This is a genomic window from Beijerinckiaceae bacterium, assembly GCA_004564215.1.
Classification (GTDB): Bacteria; Pseudomonadota; Alphaproteobacteria; order Rhizobiales; family Beijerinckiaceae; genus Methylocapsa.
Genome location: CP024846.1, coordinates 1,494,645 through 1,512,232 on the forward strand (window position 1 = coordinate 1,494,645; position 17,588 = coordinate 1,512,232).

A 17,588-nucleotide genomic window follows, 5' to 3' on the forward strand; every position below is an offset into this window, starting at 1 on the left:
CAGAGAGGAAGAAATGATGGAGTCGCCGGCGATCGATGTCCCCCCCTTTGCGCCCACGTCGCCCCGCGCCCCGCGCGATAAGGGTGCTCCCCGCAACGCATGGCAGGCAATTCGCCACGGCTTGCGCGGACATTGTCCCAATTGCACCGAAGGTAAAATTTTTCGTTCCTATCTGAAGGTCAATGACACCTGCCCGACGTGTGGCGAGGAATTGTTTCATCAGCGGGCCGATGACGCCCCGCCCTATATGACGATCTTCGTGGTCGGCCACATCGTGGGTGCATTCATGATCCTCGTCGAGAAATTCTGGCCGGATGCGCCGATGTGGCTCCACGCGATGGTTTGGCCGACCATAACCCTCATCCTCTCGCTGTGGTTTTTGCCGATCATCAAGGGTGGTCTCATCGCTCATCAATGGGCCCTGCGGATGCACGGTTTCGAAACGGCACCCGGCGCTACGATCGGCCAAAGCCCCTCCAAGTGACGCCTCAGAGTCTTCCGGCCGCGGGTCTTGCCAAGGGCAAAATCATCCCTGCGTTGGCGTCGGCGATTGCCACCGTCACGATCGTCGGCGTCGGCCTGTCGCTGACCATGCCTTTGCTCGCGCTGCGGCTGGAACAGCAAGGCTATAGCGCCCGCGCCATCGGGCTGAACCCGGTTGCCGGCGGCATCGCGATCCTGGCCGGCGCCGCCTTCGTTCCGGCCATGGCCCGGCGCATCGGCGTCAAGCCCTTGCTGCTACTGGCGCTTTTGGTCGGAGCTCTTAGCCTCCTGAGCTTTGCGCTGACCAATAATTATTGGATATGGCTGGTCATTCGCGCCGTGTTCGGCGCCGCCCTCAGCGTGCTTTTCGTGACCAGCGAATATTGGATCAATACGGTCGCGCCACCTGAGCGGCGCGGCTTTGTCCTGGGCTTCTACGTAACCAGCCTCGCCGCGGGGTTTGCCGCCGGTCCTTTGTTCCTGGTGTTTGTCGGCACCGCGGGCGCCACGCCGTTCCTGGCGGCAATTGCCCTTTTCGCGCTCGCGGCCCTGCCAATCCTGCTGTGGAGCGGCAGGGCGCCGGAGATCAAAAGCGCGGCGCATGTGCCGGTGTTCGGTTTTCTGACCAGCGTTCCCATCGCAACCCTCGCCGGGCTTCTGCATGGCGCAATCGAGACCGCGAGCCTCGGCCTGTTGCCGGTCTATGCCCTTCGCGCCGGGCTCACCGCCGAAATCGGCGCCATTTTCGTGACCCTGTTCGCCCTGGGCAATGTGTTCTTCCAACTGCCGATTGGCTATGTTTCGGATTTGATGGATAGAAGTAAGCTATTGTTGGCTCTCGGCCTTTTTGGATTTTGCGGGGCTTTGGCCCTGGCCCTGATCGGCCCTTCCTATTTTGTTCTGTTTTGCTGCCTCCTGACGCTCTGGGGCGGCATTGTCGGCAGCCTTTATGCCGTCGGTCTCGCCCATCTTGGCTCGCGTTTTCAGGGGGCCGAACTCGCCAGCGCCAATGCCGCCTTCATCATGCTCTACTCGCTGGGGATGCTGACCGGTCCGCCGATTGCCGGTTTCGGCATGGATTTCATTGTTCCGAACGGGTTTTTCTTCTCGATCGCTGCCATGCTCGGGCTCTATCTTAGTCTGGTTTGGCGGCGTCGACCTCGTAGGCTTTCTTGACAAGCCGGGCGCGATCCGTATGGTCGCGGCTTCACAATCCCCGAGCAGTCGGATGATCGCGCGCCTTGCGCCGCATTGAAGGAACACACCAATGGCCAAGGCCGCTATGATCAAGATCAAGCTTCTGTCCACGGCGGACACGGGCTATTTTTACGTGACCAAGAAGAATGCCCGCACCAAGACGGAAAAGCTGACGTTCAAGAAATATGATCCGGTCGTCCGCAAGCACGTCGAATTCAAGGAAACCAAGATTAAGTAACCGTCGAAAAATAGCGGAAACTTCGAACTATTTTACTCGACTTCGATAACAGCCAACCTCAACACGATGCAGAAGAAATTCGTCTGACGTGAACGCGAAGCACGATTGCGGATAATAGCTGCTGGAGCGTGCGAAGCCGAAGGTCTATCGGACTTTATGGTGGCCCTGCGCCATTCCATAAAATTTTTGCTCCTAATGAAACTGCCTGTCGCAGACTATGAAATTGATTTCTGCTTAATTGAGCAGGGACCATTAAGAGAAAATATTGAGTCGATCTCATTCCGGCTTGGACTTCTCCTAGAAAATGTTCGTCTGGTTTAATGTAAAGCGCTTGAGTGCCGATTCGAAAATCGTAGGGAAGACTAACTTGGATATCCGTCCAATCCATGATGTCGCCATCGCCCCTGTAATGCATGACTATCGCCACCAGTTTTTCGGTTGACCTTAGCTCTGAGCCCGAAACTACGATTTGCAATGTTTTGAAATCCGGACTGGCTAGGCCCCAGGCATTTATTCCCACGCCTATTTTTTCTAGTTTCCAATTTTGCCAAGTGGTGAGGCCCCACGGCACCCAAGCCAAAACGGTAATTATTGAGAGCGCAATAATGGAGGGTGACCGCCACCACGCCATTACTGGCGATTGGGGTGCGCCTTTTAATGAGTCCGCTTTCATGAGCTTGATCTGCTTGCGCTGGAGAAACGCGCTATATGATGCAACGCAGATAGCCAGAATCGCGAGTGTGAGCTGATAATCCATTGTCAAATAATACCATGGTAATTTTTGCCAAACATACCTCGGCATAGACGATTTTAACCACTGGAACTGCAACGCTCACGCCAATTGCTGCAATATCTAATTTAGGATCGACTTTACGCGGCCCAGCCCGGCCGCTTGGCGAGTTCCGTGAGATAGGCGCCATGCGCCTCCGGCAAGCCCTGTCCCCGCGGCCCGTAGAGGTCGCGCATCAGGAAAAACTCCATCAGCCTGAACCCGTCGCGGATGTCGCTTAAGGGCAACCCGTCGAGCAGGGTTTCGCCTTGCAAGAAGGGCGGCAGACGCAGCAGCTTGGTCTTGTACGGCTCGCCCGCGGCCTTGGAGACGGCGCGCCCGGATTTCGGCGAGACATAGACGAGATCGTCGGTGGCACCCGTCGCCGCGCATTGCGCGAGATCGAGACCGAACCCCATTTCGGTCAGAATTTCGGCCTCGAAGCGGACGACGAGCGGCGGCAAATTTTCCGGCCTCTGGACATCGTCGGCAATCTGCATGGCCATCTCATAAAGCAAGGGGTGCGGATCGCGCTCGGCGGCAAGGCGCAGCAAGGCCGCAACGAGCCCCATCGCATGGAGTGCTTCCGCGCTCGCCATCAAATGTTCGGTCCGCAATTTCCCCGGCTCGATGCAAAATGTACCGAGATGTTCGTCGAGCCGGGCCCGCCAGACGAGTTCGGCTTGATTGCCGGGTTGCAGATATGGCTGCATGCGTCGCGAGCGGCCGCCCCTGACCAGACCGAAATGTCGCCCATGCGCGCGCGTCATCGCCTCAAGGATGACGCTCGTCTCGCCATGCTTCTTCAGTCCAATGATGAGCCCGTCATCGCGCCATTCCATGCGGGCTCCGGACTATGGAATGAGGACGGTCGCGCCCGTCGTCTCGCGGCCTTCGAGGGCGCGATGGGCATTGGCCGCGTCTTCGAGCGGCATGGTCCGGTGCAGCGGAATCTTGACGTCGCCATTGTCGACCACGCGGAAAAGGTCGCGGGCCATTTTTCGAAAATCCTCGGGTTTCGCCGTGTGAGTATGCAGTGACGGGCGGGTCGCGTAGAGGGAGCCCTTGGAAGAGAGAAGGGTAATATTGAAAGCCTCGATCTGACCCGAAGCCGAGCCGAAGCTCACGAACATTCCAAACGGCCGGAGGCAATCGAGCGAGGCCGGAAAGGTCGCCTTGCCGACCCCGTCATAGACCACGTCGCAAAGCTTTCCCTTGGTGATTTGCTTCACCCGCGCGGCAAAATCTTCTTCGCGATAAAGAATGACATGTTTGGCCCCAGCCTTCTTGGCAAGCTTTGCTTTTTCGGGCGAGCCGACCGTTCCGATCACGGTCGCGCCCAGGGCCTTCGCCCATTGGCAAAGGATGAGGCCGACCCCGCCCGCCGCCGCGTGAACCAGAATCGTGTCGTCCTTTTTCACCTTAAAAGTTCGACGCAGCAGATATTGCGCGGTGAGCCCCTTCAGCATCATCGCCGCGGCGGTCTGATAGGAAATGCTCTTTGGCAATTTGACGAGACGATCCGCCTCGATCAGCCGCACCTCGGCATAGGCGCCAAAATTATGGACACAAGCGACCCTGTCCCCCTGCTTGAAATCCTTGACCCCCTTGCCGACCGCGATCACTTCCCCCGCAGATTCATTGCCGGGCGTAAAGGGGAGAGAGGGAGCAGGGTAAGCGCCGCTGCGAAAATAAGTGTCGATGAAATTGACCCCGATCGCATGGTTGTGGAGAAGCACTTCCCCGGGCCCGGGCGGCGGCAACTCAATATCTTCGATCCGCATGACGTCCGGACCGCCGACCTCGTGAACACGGACCGTCTTTGTCATGATGTTTCAGTCCCTTCTGTCGGCCGCAATCGATGCCGTGCGATCCGTGCTGGAATTGTGAGCATAGGTGTTCCAGGCAGGTTGATAGGAGTCATCCGCCTGGTCGCCCCAGGTTACCCAGCCGGGACGCACGCCGCGACCGAATAATTCGAGATAAGGACCAGGCGAACAGGATTCAATAAGCTTATATTGCTCGTCCGGCTTGCGCGAATGTTCGCGTTTGCGTGTCGCTAGATAGTTTACTTGCCTTCGACCCGGTGACAAAGTTCGCGCGTTCTTCCCCCGCGTGCCAAACAGGATCAGTTCCGTCACGTTGCGAAAGTAAAAACCGACGCCGCGGCCGTCCGATGCCCCGTCTTTTCGGACCTTGTGCCAGACAATATTGGCTTTGTAGGTAAATCCCCAGTCGGACATGACACGCAGTCCGTCCGGCAGAAGCGCATTCGGACACCAGAGATAAAGATGCGCCGTCGGGGCCGCGATCTCGGCCAGCGGGAGCGCGCCAATTTCCTCCAGAGCCATGGTGGCATAGCGGGAAAGGCGCCGATGTTCGGGGGCGACCTTGCCGGTCTTATTCTGGAACCGCCAGGGCGGATCCGCCAAGATCGTCTTGAACCGCGCGCCTGCCGCAGCGGTCAGGAGATCGATGGAGGCGGGGCTGAAACTTGAATCGGATTTCATGGGCCCTGTCCCAATGCCGGCGGGACTTTGAGCATAGGTGATTCGCCGCAGGACCGGCGGCTTTATCGATAGCAATGGGTGAAACTATACAGCTTCATCGGCCAGCATGGCAGCGATTTCCGCCTCGCAGACCAGAATGCCGTCGACCAGCGCGCGGCCCTTGTACCACCACATGGTCCGGCGCCGATTGGTCTTGGTCATATGGAATTCGACCCGATCGCCAGGGACCACGGGTTTACGGAACTTGGCCTTGTCGATGCTCATGAAATAAACGAGCGGCGCCTTCCCTTTTAAATGCGCATTGATGCAGAGTGCGCCGGCGGTCTGGGCCATGCCTTCGATCAGAAGAACGCCGGGCATCACGGGGCGCTCTGGAAAATGGCCTTGGAATTGCGGCTCGTTGATGCTGACATTCTTGATGCCGATCCCGGACTCGTCGCCCCTCGCCTCAATGATACGATCGACCATCAAGAACGGATATCGGTGAGGCAGCGATTTCAACAAACGCAGAATGTCCAAAGTTTCGATGGTTTCCGTCGCCGCCTCGCTCATCTTCTTGCCTTCCCCCCTATTGCGGTGTTGGAGCGCGTTTGCTTGATCAGGAAACGCCGGCCGCACCCGTTAAAACGGTAAAGTCCTGAAGGCGCGAGCCCGCAGATAAGACAGCCTGAGCGGGAATAACGCAATGGCGGCCGATCGTGACATTATGAGCGACCCGTACGAGATTATCGACTTTCGAGCCTTCGCCGACGACCGTGTCGCCGATCGCGCCGCGATCGATCGTCGAATTGGCGCCGATCTCGACAGCGTCCTGAATGATGACGCGGCCAATGTCCGGCGCCTTGGGAAACTGCGGCCCTTCAAGCGCGGCAAAGGCGACCGGGTCATATTGGCCGATTCGCACGCCGGCATGCAAAGCGACTCTGTCGCCGATCAGCGCGTGGGAAATCGTGACCTGAGGTCCGATTGTGCAATCGCGGCCCAGACGGACGTCCGCACCAATGACGCTATTTGCGCCGATCACCGTGCCTGAGCCAATTTCGGCGCGGGGTCCGATGACGACGCCCGGATCGACGATCACGCCAAGTTCGAGGCGCGCCTCGGGATGGATCGAAGCGCCCGGGTTGATCCCCACGGTGCCAAACAGCGAGCACGACCGATCGCCCTGAGGGAATATTCGGCGCAGAACGAGGGCGAAAGCCCGATAAGGATCCTCGACGACCAGGGCCAAAGTCCTTGGGGGAATCAGGCCCGCATGCTGGGGCCGCACGAAACAGGCGCTGGCGCGGCCCGTTTCCAGAAGCTCAATGTTCGGCAAAGCCTCAAAGAAGGTGATTTCGCCCGCTTCCGCGTCCTCCGGCAGCGCCGCGCCCCGGATAACCCCGGAGAGATCCGCGCCTTGGCCGACGGTTGCACCGGTGCAGGCAACGACTTCAGCCAGCGAAACGGAAACAGCCCGCGGAAAGAAGATTGGTTCGCTCATGGGAGCATCCCCGTTTCAGGCCGTCCCGGGAAATTCGCTCTCGTCCATTCCCCAGTCGCCGAACTGACGAAAACCGCCACTGCCTTCGTCAAATTGGGGTGAGATCGCTGGCGGAACGCACCGCCAGCGGAGGAACTCGGAAGGATCAGAAAGTGGTGCCGCCGGTAAAGCGGAAGAACTGAGTCTGATCGTACTGGTTCTTGGTGAGGGCCTTGGCGAAGTCGAAGCGAATGGGCCCAAGCGGCGACGACCAGATGATCGAAGCACCGACCGAGGTCCGAATCAACGCCGAGTCCGCGCCGACCGTAATGCAATTGCCTTGGGTGAATGCCGGCGCGACGTCATTCAGCGTGCAGACGCCGTTCGGGCTAAAATTGGTCCGCCCGGTAAATCCATACAAGGTGCCGGCGTCGGCGAAGAGAGCTCCCTTCAGACCGAGATCTCTCGGCATGCCGTAAATCGGGAATTGAGCCTCAATACTGGCACCGTAGTATTTGGTGCCGCCGAGCGGGTTACCCTGTGGGTTGGTGCCGAACGACACGTCGCGGGGGCCGATACCCGAGGGAGCAAACCCGCGGACCAGACTCGGGCCCAAATTAAAATTGTCGACGATGCGGATCGTGCTGTTGCTGCCAAAGCTTTGGATATCGCCGCCCTGCAGGTGAATAAGCCCGATGATCTGATCGTAGATCGGATGGTAGAAGCGGAGATCGGCGGTCGTGCGTACAAAGCGCGCATCGCCGCCAAGACCCGCAACATCCTGGCGCAATTCGGCATAGATCCCGGAGGTCGGGTTCTTGTTGTTGTCGAGACTATTATAGCCGAGCGTGTAGCCGGCCATCGAAGTCAGGAATGGACCTTCCGCTTCCTTCAAGGCAAGCGAGGCTTCGCCGTTGGTCAAGCAATTATAGAGGAAGCTCTGATTCTGCACGGGGAAGCCCGGCGTGATCCCATAAATCGGCGACGAACAATCATTATACGGACGCCGCGAATTATTCGGGATGGAGATATCCGTGCGGTAGATCGAATAGCGCGGCGAGAAGGTGATTTCTTCGGTCACCGGCAAGCCAAGGCGAAGCGTCGCGCCGGTTATGAAGTTGTTGTAGTAAGAATAGCGCCAAGCATCGCTTTTCTTCGCATAGAGATCGAAGCCCGCGGCCAAGCGATAGCCGAGGAAATAGGGTTCGGTGAAATTGAAGTCGACGCCGCGGCTGTATTGGCCCTCGGACACCGCAAGCCGAACATATTGGCCCCGACCCATGAAGTTCGTTTCGGTCACGGCGACGTCGGCGATGAAGCCGTCGGTGGTCGAATAACCGCCCGACACCGATAGAGAACCGGTGGGCTGATCCTCAACGTCGACGACGATGATCACTCGATCCGGGGTCGAGCCTGGTTCGTTGGTGATTCTTACTTTTTTGAAAAAGCCGAGGTTGTTGAGTCTGCGTTCGGCCCTATCGACAAGGACGCGATTATAGGCATCGCCCTCACCCACCTCGAATTCGCGCCGAATGACATAATCGCGCGTCCTTGTGTTCCCCCGCACGACGATCCGCTCGATATAGACTCGCGGCCCGTCATCGAGGACGAAAGCGATCGTGACGGTATGGGTCACGGGATCGCGGTCACCGCGGGGGCGGACCTGCGTAAAGGGGAACCCGTGCTTGCCAACTTCCTTGGTCAGCGAATCGACGGTCTTTTCGACCATGTCGCCGTTATAGATATCGCCGGCCGACAGACGCACCAATGGCATCAAAGCGGCAGCGTCGATATCGGGGATATGCGATTCCACATTGACGGCGGCGACCATATACTGGGCGCCTTCCTCGACGGTAATCGTGATGATGTAGCCGCCTTGCTCGGGGTCGAACTGAGCGTCCGAACCGACGACATGAAAGTCGGCATAGCCGTTCTTGAGATAGAAGCGACGGATGAGTTCGAGGTCCGATGCGATCCGATCTGGATCATAGACGTCGGAAGTCTTGAAGAAGGAGAGGAAGTTCATCTCCGTCGTCTGCATGAGATCGCGGAGCTTGCCGCCGGAATAGGCAACATTGCCGACGAAATTGATCGCCTTCACGCCGGTCTTGTCGCCCTCGTCGACGGTGAAGACGACATCGAGGCGGCCGTTCGGCAAATCGACTGTCCGGGCCCTCACCTTGGCCGCGGCGCGACCTGAACGGCGGTAGACGTCCTTGATGCGCTCGATATCGGCGTCGACCATGGCGGGGCTATAAGGCCCGCGCGACTTCGATTGAACTTCAACCGTCAGCGTCTCGGTCTTGACCTTGCTGTTGCCTTCGAAAACGACGCGATTGATGATGTTGTTTTCAGAGACGCTGATGACAACGCGGCCGCCAGCCCGGCTGACGCGAACGTCGGAAAACAAGCCGGTGGCATAGAGATCCTTGACGCCCTTGTTGATGGCCGCCTGATCGGAACCGGTGAAATAGGAAGCGATCGTCTCGGAATCCACGCGCTTATTGCCTTGGACCGAAACGCCCTCGGCAAAAGCGCCCGAACTACAGCTGATGAGCCACGCAAGAGCAACAATTGCGACAGTGAGCCGGGCTTGAAAGTTACGCATGAATTGCATTGTCAGACCGGTCCCCAAATACGCGAACGCCGAAAAACCACGGGCGCCAGATAGTTGATTCAACTGATGTTGCCCAAATCTCAAGAGCTGTACCAGCCTTCAACAAGCGTTGCTTTTACAAGCTTTGACCTCCGCTGCAAATCAAGTTTCGTCTTAGTTCAGCGTTTTATAGGGAGCGTGGCAGGTAAGACACGCATTGAGGTGAGCAAAGCATTAAGCAACAAGGTTAATGCTTTGCCTGAGCGGTATGACAACTTTGAGACCGATCGATGTCCAAGCAGCGTGCCGCCGTTGGACTACTCCCAATGCATCAGCTGCCGAGTGGTATGAATGACGTCGTTATAGGTTGCAAAGATCATCAAGCTCGTCACCAACATGAGGCCGATCTTGAAGCCGAACTGCTGCACCTTTTCATTGATCGCTTTGCCGCGAACCGCCTCCACTGCGTAATATAAAAGATGTCCACCATCGAGGAGTGGAATCGGGAAGAGATTAAGCATCCCAACTGAAATAGACAGAATTGCGGCAAGGTTAAGCAACGCCGCAAAGCCGATCTTGGCCATCGCTCCCGACACCTCGGCAATCCGAATAGGTCCGGACAATTGATCGGTGGATTCATTTCCGGCGATAAGGCCGCCGATGTAACCGCCGGTCCGGGCTACGACGTACCAGGTTTCCGATCCGGCGAGCCTGACCGATTCGAGGAGCCCATAGCGCTGGGTATGCCAATTCTCGGGCTTACCCTTTGATTCTACCCCCAGGACGCCCACGCGGGTTGTCCCGAACGGCGTCACCACGTCGCGGCGGCGCGGCGTGGCGACCAGTTCGACCAGCTTGCCGTTCCGATCGACCGTAAAGGGCAAGGCCGTGTCGCTGGCGGTCTGCACGACCCGCTGCATTTCCTCGAAGCTGCGAATCTTGGCGTCCCCGATCGAAACGATCAGGTCGCCCGGCATAAAGCCGGCGGCCTCGGCGGCGCTTCCGGCGGCCACGCCATCCACGACAGGCAAAAGGATCGCCCGGCCACTGACGTAAAAAATGCCGCTGAAAATGACGATGGCCAGAATGAAATTGGCAATCGGTCCGGCCGCGACGATCGCTGCACGCTTCCAGACCTTTTGCGCGAAAAAGCTGACCGCCCGTTCTTGCGGCGACATGGCCGCGGCGGCCGCTTCGTCCGTGACCGACGCACCGTTGGCGTCGCCATGGAATTTGACATATCCGCCGAGGGGAAAGGCCGCGACCCGCCAATGGGTCCCATAGCGATCGTTAAAGCCAAAAAGCTCGGGTCCGAAGCCGAGCGAGAATGCATCCACCTTCACGCCGCACCAGCGTCCGACCAGGAAATGTCCGAGTTCGTGAAAGAAAACCACCAGGCTCAGCACGAAAAGGAAGGGCACGATATATCCGGCCAGCGACCAAATATGGGTGAGGATCGACATTAGAACTCCTAGCGGATCTCAATCTCATCGGCACGATCCCGAAAAGACCCGGCTCTGCTTCGAATTAGATCGTGCATAGTTTAAATAAGAGGCCCCAGGTTAGTTCCATGGAAACGGCCCCGGTCAAGTTGCCCTTGCTTTGAGCAGATTCCGCCGCGAGTAAATCCTGCTTCAATGGCCGGACTCGTCTTGAGCCAAACCGCGGCAGTTCGCTCTCCAAACAAGGATCGCAAACAACCCTATCGTGGTCCGTTTTCAACAGTTTGTCCAACCTCGCGCCATGCAGAGGCGATTTGCGGCGAAGAGTAAAATCAAAAATAGGTTAGCGGTGCGACAAGCTTCAATTGCGTCTTCAAAGCAGGATCAACAAACCGAGGCGCGAACAGCACCCTGCTGAGGCAAATGGGTGCGCGCCCTTTCGCGTACAAGCTGATCAATTGCCAAAGCATCGGCAACCGACTCCGGCTCGCGCGCAATTCCGTCCGCCAGCGCCGAATTGCAGGCCTGCTCGCACATTCGGGCAATCTCATGAAATGAGATGAGCCGGTTCAAGAAAGCCTCCACCGCGATCTCATTGGCGGCATTGAGCACGGTCGGAAGGCCGCGTCCGGTCCGCAAGGCATCGATGGCGACGCGCAAGGCCGGAAAACGGTCGAGATCGGGGCGCTCGAACGTCAGTTGGCCGACCGCCGCTAAATCGAGCCTGCGGGCAGCGGTCGCAATCCGGTTTGGATAGGAGAGGCAATGCGCAATCGGAACTTTCATGTCCGGCGCGGCAAGGCCCGCCGTGACCGAGCCGTCGGTAAAGGCGACGAGACCATGGACCACTGATTGGGCATGGACGAGGACGTCAAGCCGCGCCGCGTCAATGCCAAAAAGATAATGGGCCTCGATCACTTCCAAGCCTTTGTTCATGAGGCCTGCCGAATCCACGGTGACCTTCGGCCCCATCGACCAATTGGGGTGGGTCAGTGCTTGTTCGGGAGTGGCGTTGGCGATCGCCTCGCTGGTCCAGGACCGGAACGGGCCGCCCGAAGCGGTCAAAGTAATCATCTCGATCATATCGAGGTCCGCGTCGCCCATCGCCTGGAAAATTGCATTATGTTCACTGTCGACAGGCAATAGTTTGGTGCCGGAGATCGCCGCTTGACGCATGAAAGCCGGTCCGGCGCAAACCAGGCATTCTTTGTTGGCAAGGGCGACCGTGCGGCCGGCCGACAGCGCGGCAAAGGTTGGCTCGACCCCGGCGGTACCGGCGATCGCGCCCATGACGATATCAGAAGGGCGCAAAGCGGCCTCGATCACGGCGTCGCCACCCGCAGCCGCTTCAATCGCCGTGCCGGCCAAGGCTTCCTTCAAATCAGCATAACCGGAGGGATCGGCAAGGGCCGCGAATTTCGCGCCGAGCTCACGTGCGAGCCGCGCCAAAGCCTTGGGGTTCCGCCCGCCCGCGACGGCCTCGACGCGAAAGGCGCCGCCGGAGCCTGAGATAATGGCGGCTGTGGACGTTCCGATGGAGCCGGTCGCGCCCAGGATCACCACGCTGCGAACGTCATGTTCGGCGGCACGCGCTTGCTGCAATTTGGTGATTTTCTCCATGCCGCTTCGTTCGCCTTCCCAAGTTTTTCCGAGCGAGGCGGATGAACGTTTCGCCCTGCGAAACTGCTGCAATCCAGATACCAAGCCTGATTCCGGCTCTTAATACCAGTCGAAGAGACCGGCCGCGACCGAGGACAGCCCGCGAGCGGCCCCAAAAACGGCTGCGAAGGCCGCGGCAGCCGCAAATCCATCGAGCCGGTCCATGAAACCGCCATGGCCCGGAATCAAACCGCTGGAGTCTTTAGCACCGAAGCATCGCTTTACCCAGGATTCGAACAGATCGCCAGCTTGCGAGACGGTCGCCGTGACGAGCCCGAGGACGAAAATCGGCACCGCCCGCCAGGGATCGCCCGGACCGTAAACGGCGACCGCCGCACCAACGACCGCGCCGGCGAGGATCCCCGTCAACGTGCCGGACCAGGTTTTAGAAGGGGAGATTTTTGGCCAGAGCTTTGGGCCCCCGATAAGCCGGCCGCCGAAATAGGCGAACACATCGGTGCTCCAAACCGTCGCGAATAGCCAGAAGATGGAGCGCGCGCCATAGTCCGTCGATCCATGGAGCGCATTGACGGAAACCAGGAAAGCCCCGCCATAAACCGCCCCCGCAAAAGCCCAAACCCTGCGGCCCGAGCCTGCGGCAAGGGCCAATAAAGACCCACAGACGGCAAGGATCGCGCAGGCGGCGGCGAACTCAGCCCGATGGATAAAAATCGCGGCCAGAATGAACGCCACAGCCACCAAACCAAGCCGCAGGCGCAGAAAGCGGGCAGCGATCAGGTTTTGCCATTCGAGAGCAACCGCCAAGGCGGCGACAAGCCAAATGAGTATGAAAAGCCCGCCGCCCAGCCAGACGGAAGAAAGTGCCGCGGCCATCAAGACAGCGGCGGAAACCGCGCGCGGCAGGAGATCGGCTAACCCGCGCCGCCGATATAAATTGGTTGCCCGGGGCTGTTGGCCCGGCACGTCGGCGGCATCGTTCGGCATGGTGGGCAGGGCAGATGTCTCGGCAACAAGATTCATTTTTGGGTCGTGCCGGTCAGAACCTTACCATTCCCATCCTGCCCCGTCACGCCGCCGAAACGCCGTTCCCGCGCCGAAAACTCGGCCAAAGCGGCGGTGAAAGCCTGCCGGTCGAAATCCGGCCAGTGCACGGGGAGAAATACGAATTCGGTATAGGCCGCCTGCCACATCAGAAAATTCGAAAGGCGCTGTTCGCCCGAGGTGCGGATGATGAGGTCGGGATCCGGGATCCCCGCGGTATCCAGATGGCAGGAAAGAAGGGTCTCGTCGATTTCGGTCGCCTTGATTTTGCCGGCTACTGCGTCCAGCGCCAGCGCCCGCGCCGCCGCGGCGATCTCCTGCCGGCTTCCGTAGTTGAACGCGACGATCAACGTCAGGCGGGTGTTGGCCCTTGTGAGATCCTCGGCCTCCTGAAGCAGGGCGCGGATTTCGGCCTTCAAATTGTCCCGCGCGCCGATCACCTTGACCTTCACGCCAGATTTATGCAAGTCATTGAGATCATTGCGGATAAAGCGCTTGAGAAGACCCATGAGGTCGGCGACCTCCTCGACCGGCCGATTCCAATTCTCCATGGAAAAACTGTAAACGGTCAGATAGTCGAGCCCGAAATCGATCGCCGCGCGAACCGTTTCACGCAGGGCTTCCAATCCGCGCCGGTGGCCCTCGATCCGGGGGAGGCCGCGCTTGGCGGCCCACCTCCCATTGCCGTCCATGATCACGCCCACGTGCACCGGAATGCCGGACATGCAGTTTTGCGCAGGAAGCGTTGTCTCGTCGGTGATCATGGATGGTTCATTATATCCTGGTCGCCAGCCGCCGTGGCATAGGTGTTGGCGTCCTCTTAGTTATGCAGACGGCGAGGCATGGTGCGCAGAGCGCCTCCGCCGAGGCAATAGGTCAAACAGCCGATTGGGCACGATGAAACGAAGTTCGAGAGGTCTTTAAAGAGTCTCTGCCGGATCGCAAGTCCGGTCGGCGTCGAACTTCCATCCCTCGATGTCTATAGCAGATCCTGGCGGTTCACACTTGCATGATTTCGGTTTCTTTTGCCGCCAGCGCGGAATCGATCTCGCCGACGAAACGGTCGGTCACTTTCTGAACCTCGGTCTCATGGCGTTTCTCGTCGTCCTCGCCGATGGTTTTGTCCTTGAGCAGCTTTTTCAAGGTGTCGAGCCCGTCGCGGCGGACATGACGAACCGCAATCCGCGCCTCTTCGGCATATTTATGCGCGACCTTCGCCATTTCCTTGCGCCGTTGTTCGTTGAGTTCGGGAATCCGGATCCGCAGGACTTGGCCTTCGACGGTCGGAGAAAGCCCCAAATTGGAATTGCGGATTGCCTTGTCCACCGCGCCAACCATGGCTTTGTCCCAGACTTGAACCGACAGCATCCGAGGTTCGGGCACACTGATCGTCGCCAGCTGGCTCAGCGGCATCGATTGTCCATAAGCCTCGACGTGCACGGGTTCAACGAGGCTCGCGGAGGCGCGCCCGGTGCGAAGACCGCCCAATTCGTGCTTGAGCGTCGAGATTGCGCCTTGCATGCGGCGGCTGAGATCTGAAATGTCGAATTCTGCGCTCATCTTGGAACCTTGCTTTATCCTCCCGCGGCCCGTCGAGGGCCTTGTCGGAGATAGTGCCCTTGAAACTCAAGGCGAAACCAACGTGGCTTTACCTCTTCCCTCCAGCGCGGCGAGGATCGCACCCGGTTCCCTTATCGAAAATACGATTATCGGAATTCTGTTCTCGCGCGCAAGCGCGAAAGCGGCGGTATCCATGACCGCAAGATTCTTGGCAATGGCCTCGTCGTGAGTCAATTGGTCGTAACGCTTTGCGGTTGGATCGCGCTTCGGATCGGCCGAATACACGCCGTCGACTTGCGTCCCCTTCATGATGAGATCGCAGGAAAGTTCGGCGCCGCGCAAAGCTGCTCCGGTATCGGTCGTAAAAAACGGATTGCCGGTGCCGCCAGCCAAGACCACGATCCGTCCCTTGCCGAGATGATGCAATGCCGCTTGCCGGGAATAGGCCTCGCAAAGGGAAGGCATCGCCACGGCCGACAGAGTCCGTGCCGTCTGGCCTTGCTTCTCGATTGCATATTCAAGGGCCAGCGCATTCATCACCGTGGCGAGCATACCGATAGAATCCGCTCGCGCCCGTTCAATCCCTTTGTCGGCCCCTTCGATGCCGCGAAAAAAATTGCCGCCGCCAACCACGACCGCAACCTCGACACCGCGTCGCGCCGCGCTCTTCAAATCGGCCGCGATCTGCGACAGGATTTCCGGGTCCAAGCCATGGCTTTGCGTGCCCATCAAGGCCTCGCCGGAAAGCTTGACGACAATGCGCCGCCAAGACAATTTGGGTAGACCGCGTTCGGACATTGGCTGGCCACTTGCTCCGTTTTTTACCGCAAACCTTTAGTCGCAAACCCGCTCGCATTGTAGATTCAGGGGAGTTCGCCAAACCAAAGCTACAAGGGGCACGCCTGTAATTGAGCGTCAAGTCCTACTCCTCGGCGGCTCACCAGATTCGACACGCGAGCGGTTGGTCAATGCTCCAAAAGACCACAAAGAATCGCAATGCGAATTCCTCTAATTCTTATTCAGACCACAATTGCAGCGCGCCGATGGCCAGGGCCTCCTGATGAGGATTTTGAACGAAGCGAGGTTGCCGATCATGCAAGCTGACTTATGTCGCGCCCCATAAAAAGAATCAATCGGAGACTGGCTTGGCTTGCCCCATCGACTCGGCTCATTTGCAGAAACTGAGCGAGCCATAGAAAGTGCCAATCGCGGGTCAGAAAGCATCGTGCCAGCCTTGCTTTCGCAAGTCGGGAATCCCCGCTGACGCGTTTATGGTGAGGTTGCAAGAGCGCCGTATCAACATGGGCAAATCTTTATGAACGAGCGGATCAAGATACTGTTGATCGAGGACCATCCGATTGTTCGGGATGGTTGCCGGCGTATTTTCGCCAGGCGCCCTGATTTCGAAACATTCGAAGCCAACACGGCGCGGGAAGGCCTCGCCCTGAATCAACAAGTTTTACCGCAGGTGATCGTCCTCGACGTCGAACTGCCGGACGCGAGCGGCCTCGATCTCATTCCCACTCTCCTGCGCGATAATGCAACAGCCCGCATCGTGGTTTTCAGCATGTATGAGGCGGGAACTTTCGTGACCAGCGCGCTGGAAAAAGGGGCTCTCGGTTATGTCACCAAAAACGACGATCCCAACACGATCCTGTGTGCAATCGACAAAGCCTTGGCGGGAGCGCTCTATCTGGGCCAGTCGGTTGGTCAAAATCTTGCCCTGGCCAATCTCGAACCCGCGGACGATCCCTTGCGCGATCTCAATGCCAGGGAACGTCAAGTCGTCCTCTTGCTCGGCGACGGCAAAAGCCTGACCGAGATTTCGACAACGCTTTCCATCGGCTATAAGACGGCGGCGAATATTGTCTCCGCGGTTAAGCAGAAATTGCACATCGCGACGAGCCCGGCGCTCATTAAATTCGCCGTTGAACTCAGGACCAAGGCCTGAGGTTCAGCGCCGCAGCAGCTGAACGACTTGAAGCGCTATTGCGTCCGGAATCTCGGCGCGTTCAGCTCACGGATGCCACCCGTGCCGGCACCAAGACTGTTGAGGTCGGCCATGCCGCCGGTCCCCGCGCCGATGGAAGAGTCGCGAATTCCGCCCGTGTCCCTGCCAGCGTCAACTTGATCGCCGATGCCGCCGGTTCCTACGCTCAGGCCACGCCCATTTCCAAGAATTCCACCCGTCGAGCTTCCCAAGCTCGCGTTGTCGCGAAGGCCCCCCGTTCCGACCCGGGTCGTCCCGGAGATACCTCCCGTCGCATTCCCAACCCCCAAGCCGATCCCGCCGGTTCCGGCGCCGACATGCCCGATGCCGATGACCAGCAGCGCGCGGCTGCCGTTCGGTCCCGCGCCCGAGCCGATGCTTGTTCCGGCGACGCCGCCGCCCTTTGTGATCACGGGAACCTGCGTGACTGGCGGCGCCTGCGCTGCCCCTGAAGGCTGCACAAAGCCCGACGCCTGCCCGGCCGTCGGGGCCGCCTGAGCGGCCGCGGGCGGCGGCGCGAGAGCACTCAGTATGGAAAAGCTTGCGAATGCCGCCGCTGAGGTCAGGATCGATCGGTCGCGCATCCGGCTCTTCCTTGGGTTGTTGAATGCAGAGTACCCATATGATTGCAGTTAGGTCGAAGTTTGTTCGAGGACCCCTTACTACCATCAATCTTTTGC

At 58.8% G+C, this 17,588-nt stretch carries 18 protein-coding genes; 4 read left to right on the forward strand and 14 right to left on the reverse strand.

The annotated features are described in order from the left end of the window. Positions 1-16 precede the first annotated feature (16 nt). The 3 genes from CU048_07005 (at position 17) to rpmG (ending at position 1,918) form a co-directional block, all read left to right on the forward strand. On the forward strand, positions 17-484 hold the full coding sequence (locus CU048_07005; protein ID QBR72731.1) for a hypothetical protein: 468 nt from the start codon (positions 17-19) through the stop codon (positions 482-484). Beyond that, positions 415-1,659 (forward strand): MFS transporter, encoded by a 1,245-nt coding sequence (locus CU048_07010; GenBank protein ID QBR71071.1) that lies wholly within the window; start codon positions 415-417, stop codon positions 1,657-1,659. The genes CU048_07005 and CU048_07010 overlap by 70 nt, the downstream gene beginning before the upstream one ends. Positions 1,660-1,750: 91 nt before the next feature. Then, positions 1,751-1,918, forward strand: a complete 168-nt coding sequence (gene rpmG / locus CU048_07015; GenBank protein ID QBR71072.1) for a 50S ribosomal protein L33 — start codon at positions 1,751-1,753, stop codon at positions 1,916-1,918. Between the two features lie 154 nt (positions 1,919-2,072). On the opposite strand, the gene CU048_07020 is transcribed toward rpmG, so the two are convergent. The 13 genes from CU048_07020 to CU048_07080 all read right to left on the reverse strand — a co-directional run bounded on the left by CU048_07020 (position 2,073) and on the right by CU048_07080 (position 15,716). Then, the gene (locus tag CU048_07020; GenBank protein ID QBR71073.1) at positions 2,073-2,675 is read right to left on the reverse strand and encodes a hypothetical protein; all 603 of its coding nucleotides are present in this window, start codon (positions 2,673-2,675) and stop codon (positions 2,073-2,075) included. A 113-nt stretch (positions 2,676-2,788) separates the two neighbouring features. Further along, a complete protein-coding gene (locus CU048_07025) occupies positions 2,789-3,529 on the reverse strand; it encodes a DNA repair protein RecO (GenBank protein ID QBR71074.1) in 741 nt (246 codons plus the stop codon). A gap of 12 nt (positions 3,530-3,541) precedes the next feature. Beyond that, entirely contained in the window at positions 3,542-4,516 is a 975-nt protein-coding gene (locus CU048_07030) for a quinone oxidoreductase (protein QBR71075.1), read from the reverse strand. Between the two features lie 6 nt (positions 4,517-4,522). Next, positions 4,523-5,197: an S-adenosylmethionine-binding protein gene (locus tag CU048_07035; GenBank protein ID QBR71076.1), complete on the reverse strand. Its 675-nt coding sequence runs from the start codon at positions 5,195-5,197 to the stop codon at positions 4,523-4,525. 84 nt (positions 5,198-5,281) lie between these two features. Beyond that, the gene (gene fabZ / locus CU048_07040) at positions 5,282-5,749 is read right to left on the reverse strand and encodes a 3-hydroxyacyl-[acyl-carrier-protein] dehydratase FabZ (protein QBR72732.1); all 468 of its coding nucleotides are present in this window, start codon (positions 5,747-5,749) and stop codon (positions 5,282-5,284) included. Between the two features lie 46 nt (positions 5,750-5,795). Beyond that, complete coding sequence (locus CU048_07045; GenBank protein ID QBR71077.1) at positions 5,796-6,680, reverse strand: UDP-3-O-(3-hydroxymyristoyl)glucosamine N-acyltransferase; 885 nt, start codon at positions 6,678-6,680, stop codon at positions 5,796-5,798. Positions 6,681-6,825: 145 nt separating this feature from the next. Further along, positions 6,826-9,276: an outer membrane protein assembly factor BamA gene (gene bamA, locus CU048_07050; GenBank protein ID QBR71078.1), complete on the reverse strand. Its 2,451-nt coding sequence runs from the start codon at positions 9,274-9,276 to the stop codon at positions 6,826-6,828. Positions 9,277-9,572: 296 nt separating this feature from the next. After that, positions 9,573-10,718 (reverse strand): RIP metalloprotease RseP, encoded by a 1,146-nt coding sequence (gene rseP / locus CU048_07055; GenBank protein ID QBR71079.1) that lies wholly within the window; start codon positions 10,716-10,718, stop codon positions 9,573-9,575. A 363-nt stretch (positions 10,719-11,081) separates the two neighbouring features. Continuing rightward, positions 11,082-12,317, reverse strand: coding sequence for a 1-deoxy-D-xylulose-5-phosphate reductoisomerase (locus tag CU048_07060; protein ID QBR71080.1), 1,236 nt, complete (start codon positions 12,315-12,317; stop codon positions 11,082-11,084). Between the two features lie 99 nt (positions 12,318-12,416). Then, positions 12,417-13,301 carry a phosphatidate cytidylyltransferase gene (locus tag CU048_07065; GenBank protein QBR72733.1) on the reverse strand — a complete coding sequence of 295 codons (885 nt, stop codon included), beginning with the start codon at positions 13,299-13,301 and terminating at the stop codon, positions 12,417-12,419. 32 nt (positions 13,302-13,333) lie between these two features. Further along, positions 13,334-14,122, reverse strand: a complete 789-nt coding sequence (locus tag CU048_07070) for a di-trans,poly-cis-decaprenylcistransferase (GenBank protein ID QBR71081.1) — start codon at positions 14,120-14,122, stop codon at positions 13,334-13,336. A gap of 235 nt (positions 14,123-14,357) precedes the next feature. Then, on the reverse strand, positions 14,358-14,918 hold the full coding sequence (locus tag CU048_07075) for a ribosome recycling factor (protein ID QBR71082.1): 561 nt from the start codon (positions 14,916-14,918) through the stop codon (positions 14,358-14,360). Positions 14,919-14,984: 66 nt separating this feature from the next. Beyond that, a complete protein-coding gene (locus tag CU048_07080) occupies positions 14,985-15,716 on the reverse strand; it encodes a UMP kinase (GenBank protein ID QBR71083.1) in 732 nt (243 codons plus the stop codon). Between the two features lie 517 nt (positions 15,717-16,233). Between CU048_07080 and CU048_07085 the strand changes: the two genes are divergently transcribed. Beyond that, entirely contained in the window at positions 16,234-16,869 is a 636-nt protein-coding gene (locus tag CU048_07085) for a DNA-binding response regulator (GenBank protein ID QBR71084.1), read from the forward strand. 35 nt (positions 16,870-16,904) lie between these two features. On the opposite strand, the gene CU048_07090 is transcribed toward CU048_07085, so the two are convergent. Further along, positions 16,905-17,492: a hypothetical protein gene (locus tag CU048_07090; GenBank protein ID QBR71085.1), complete on the reverse strand. Its 588-nt coding sequence runs from the start codon at positions 17,490-17,492 to the stop codon at positions 16,905-16,907. Positions 17,493-17,588: the final 96 nt, after the last annotated feature.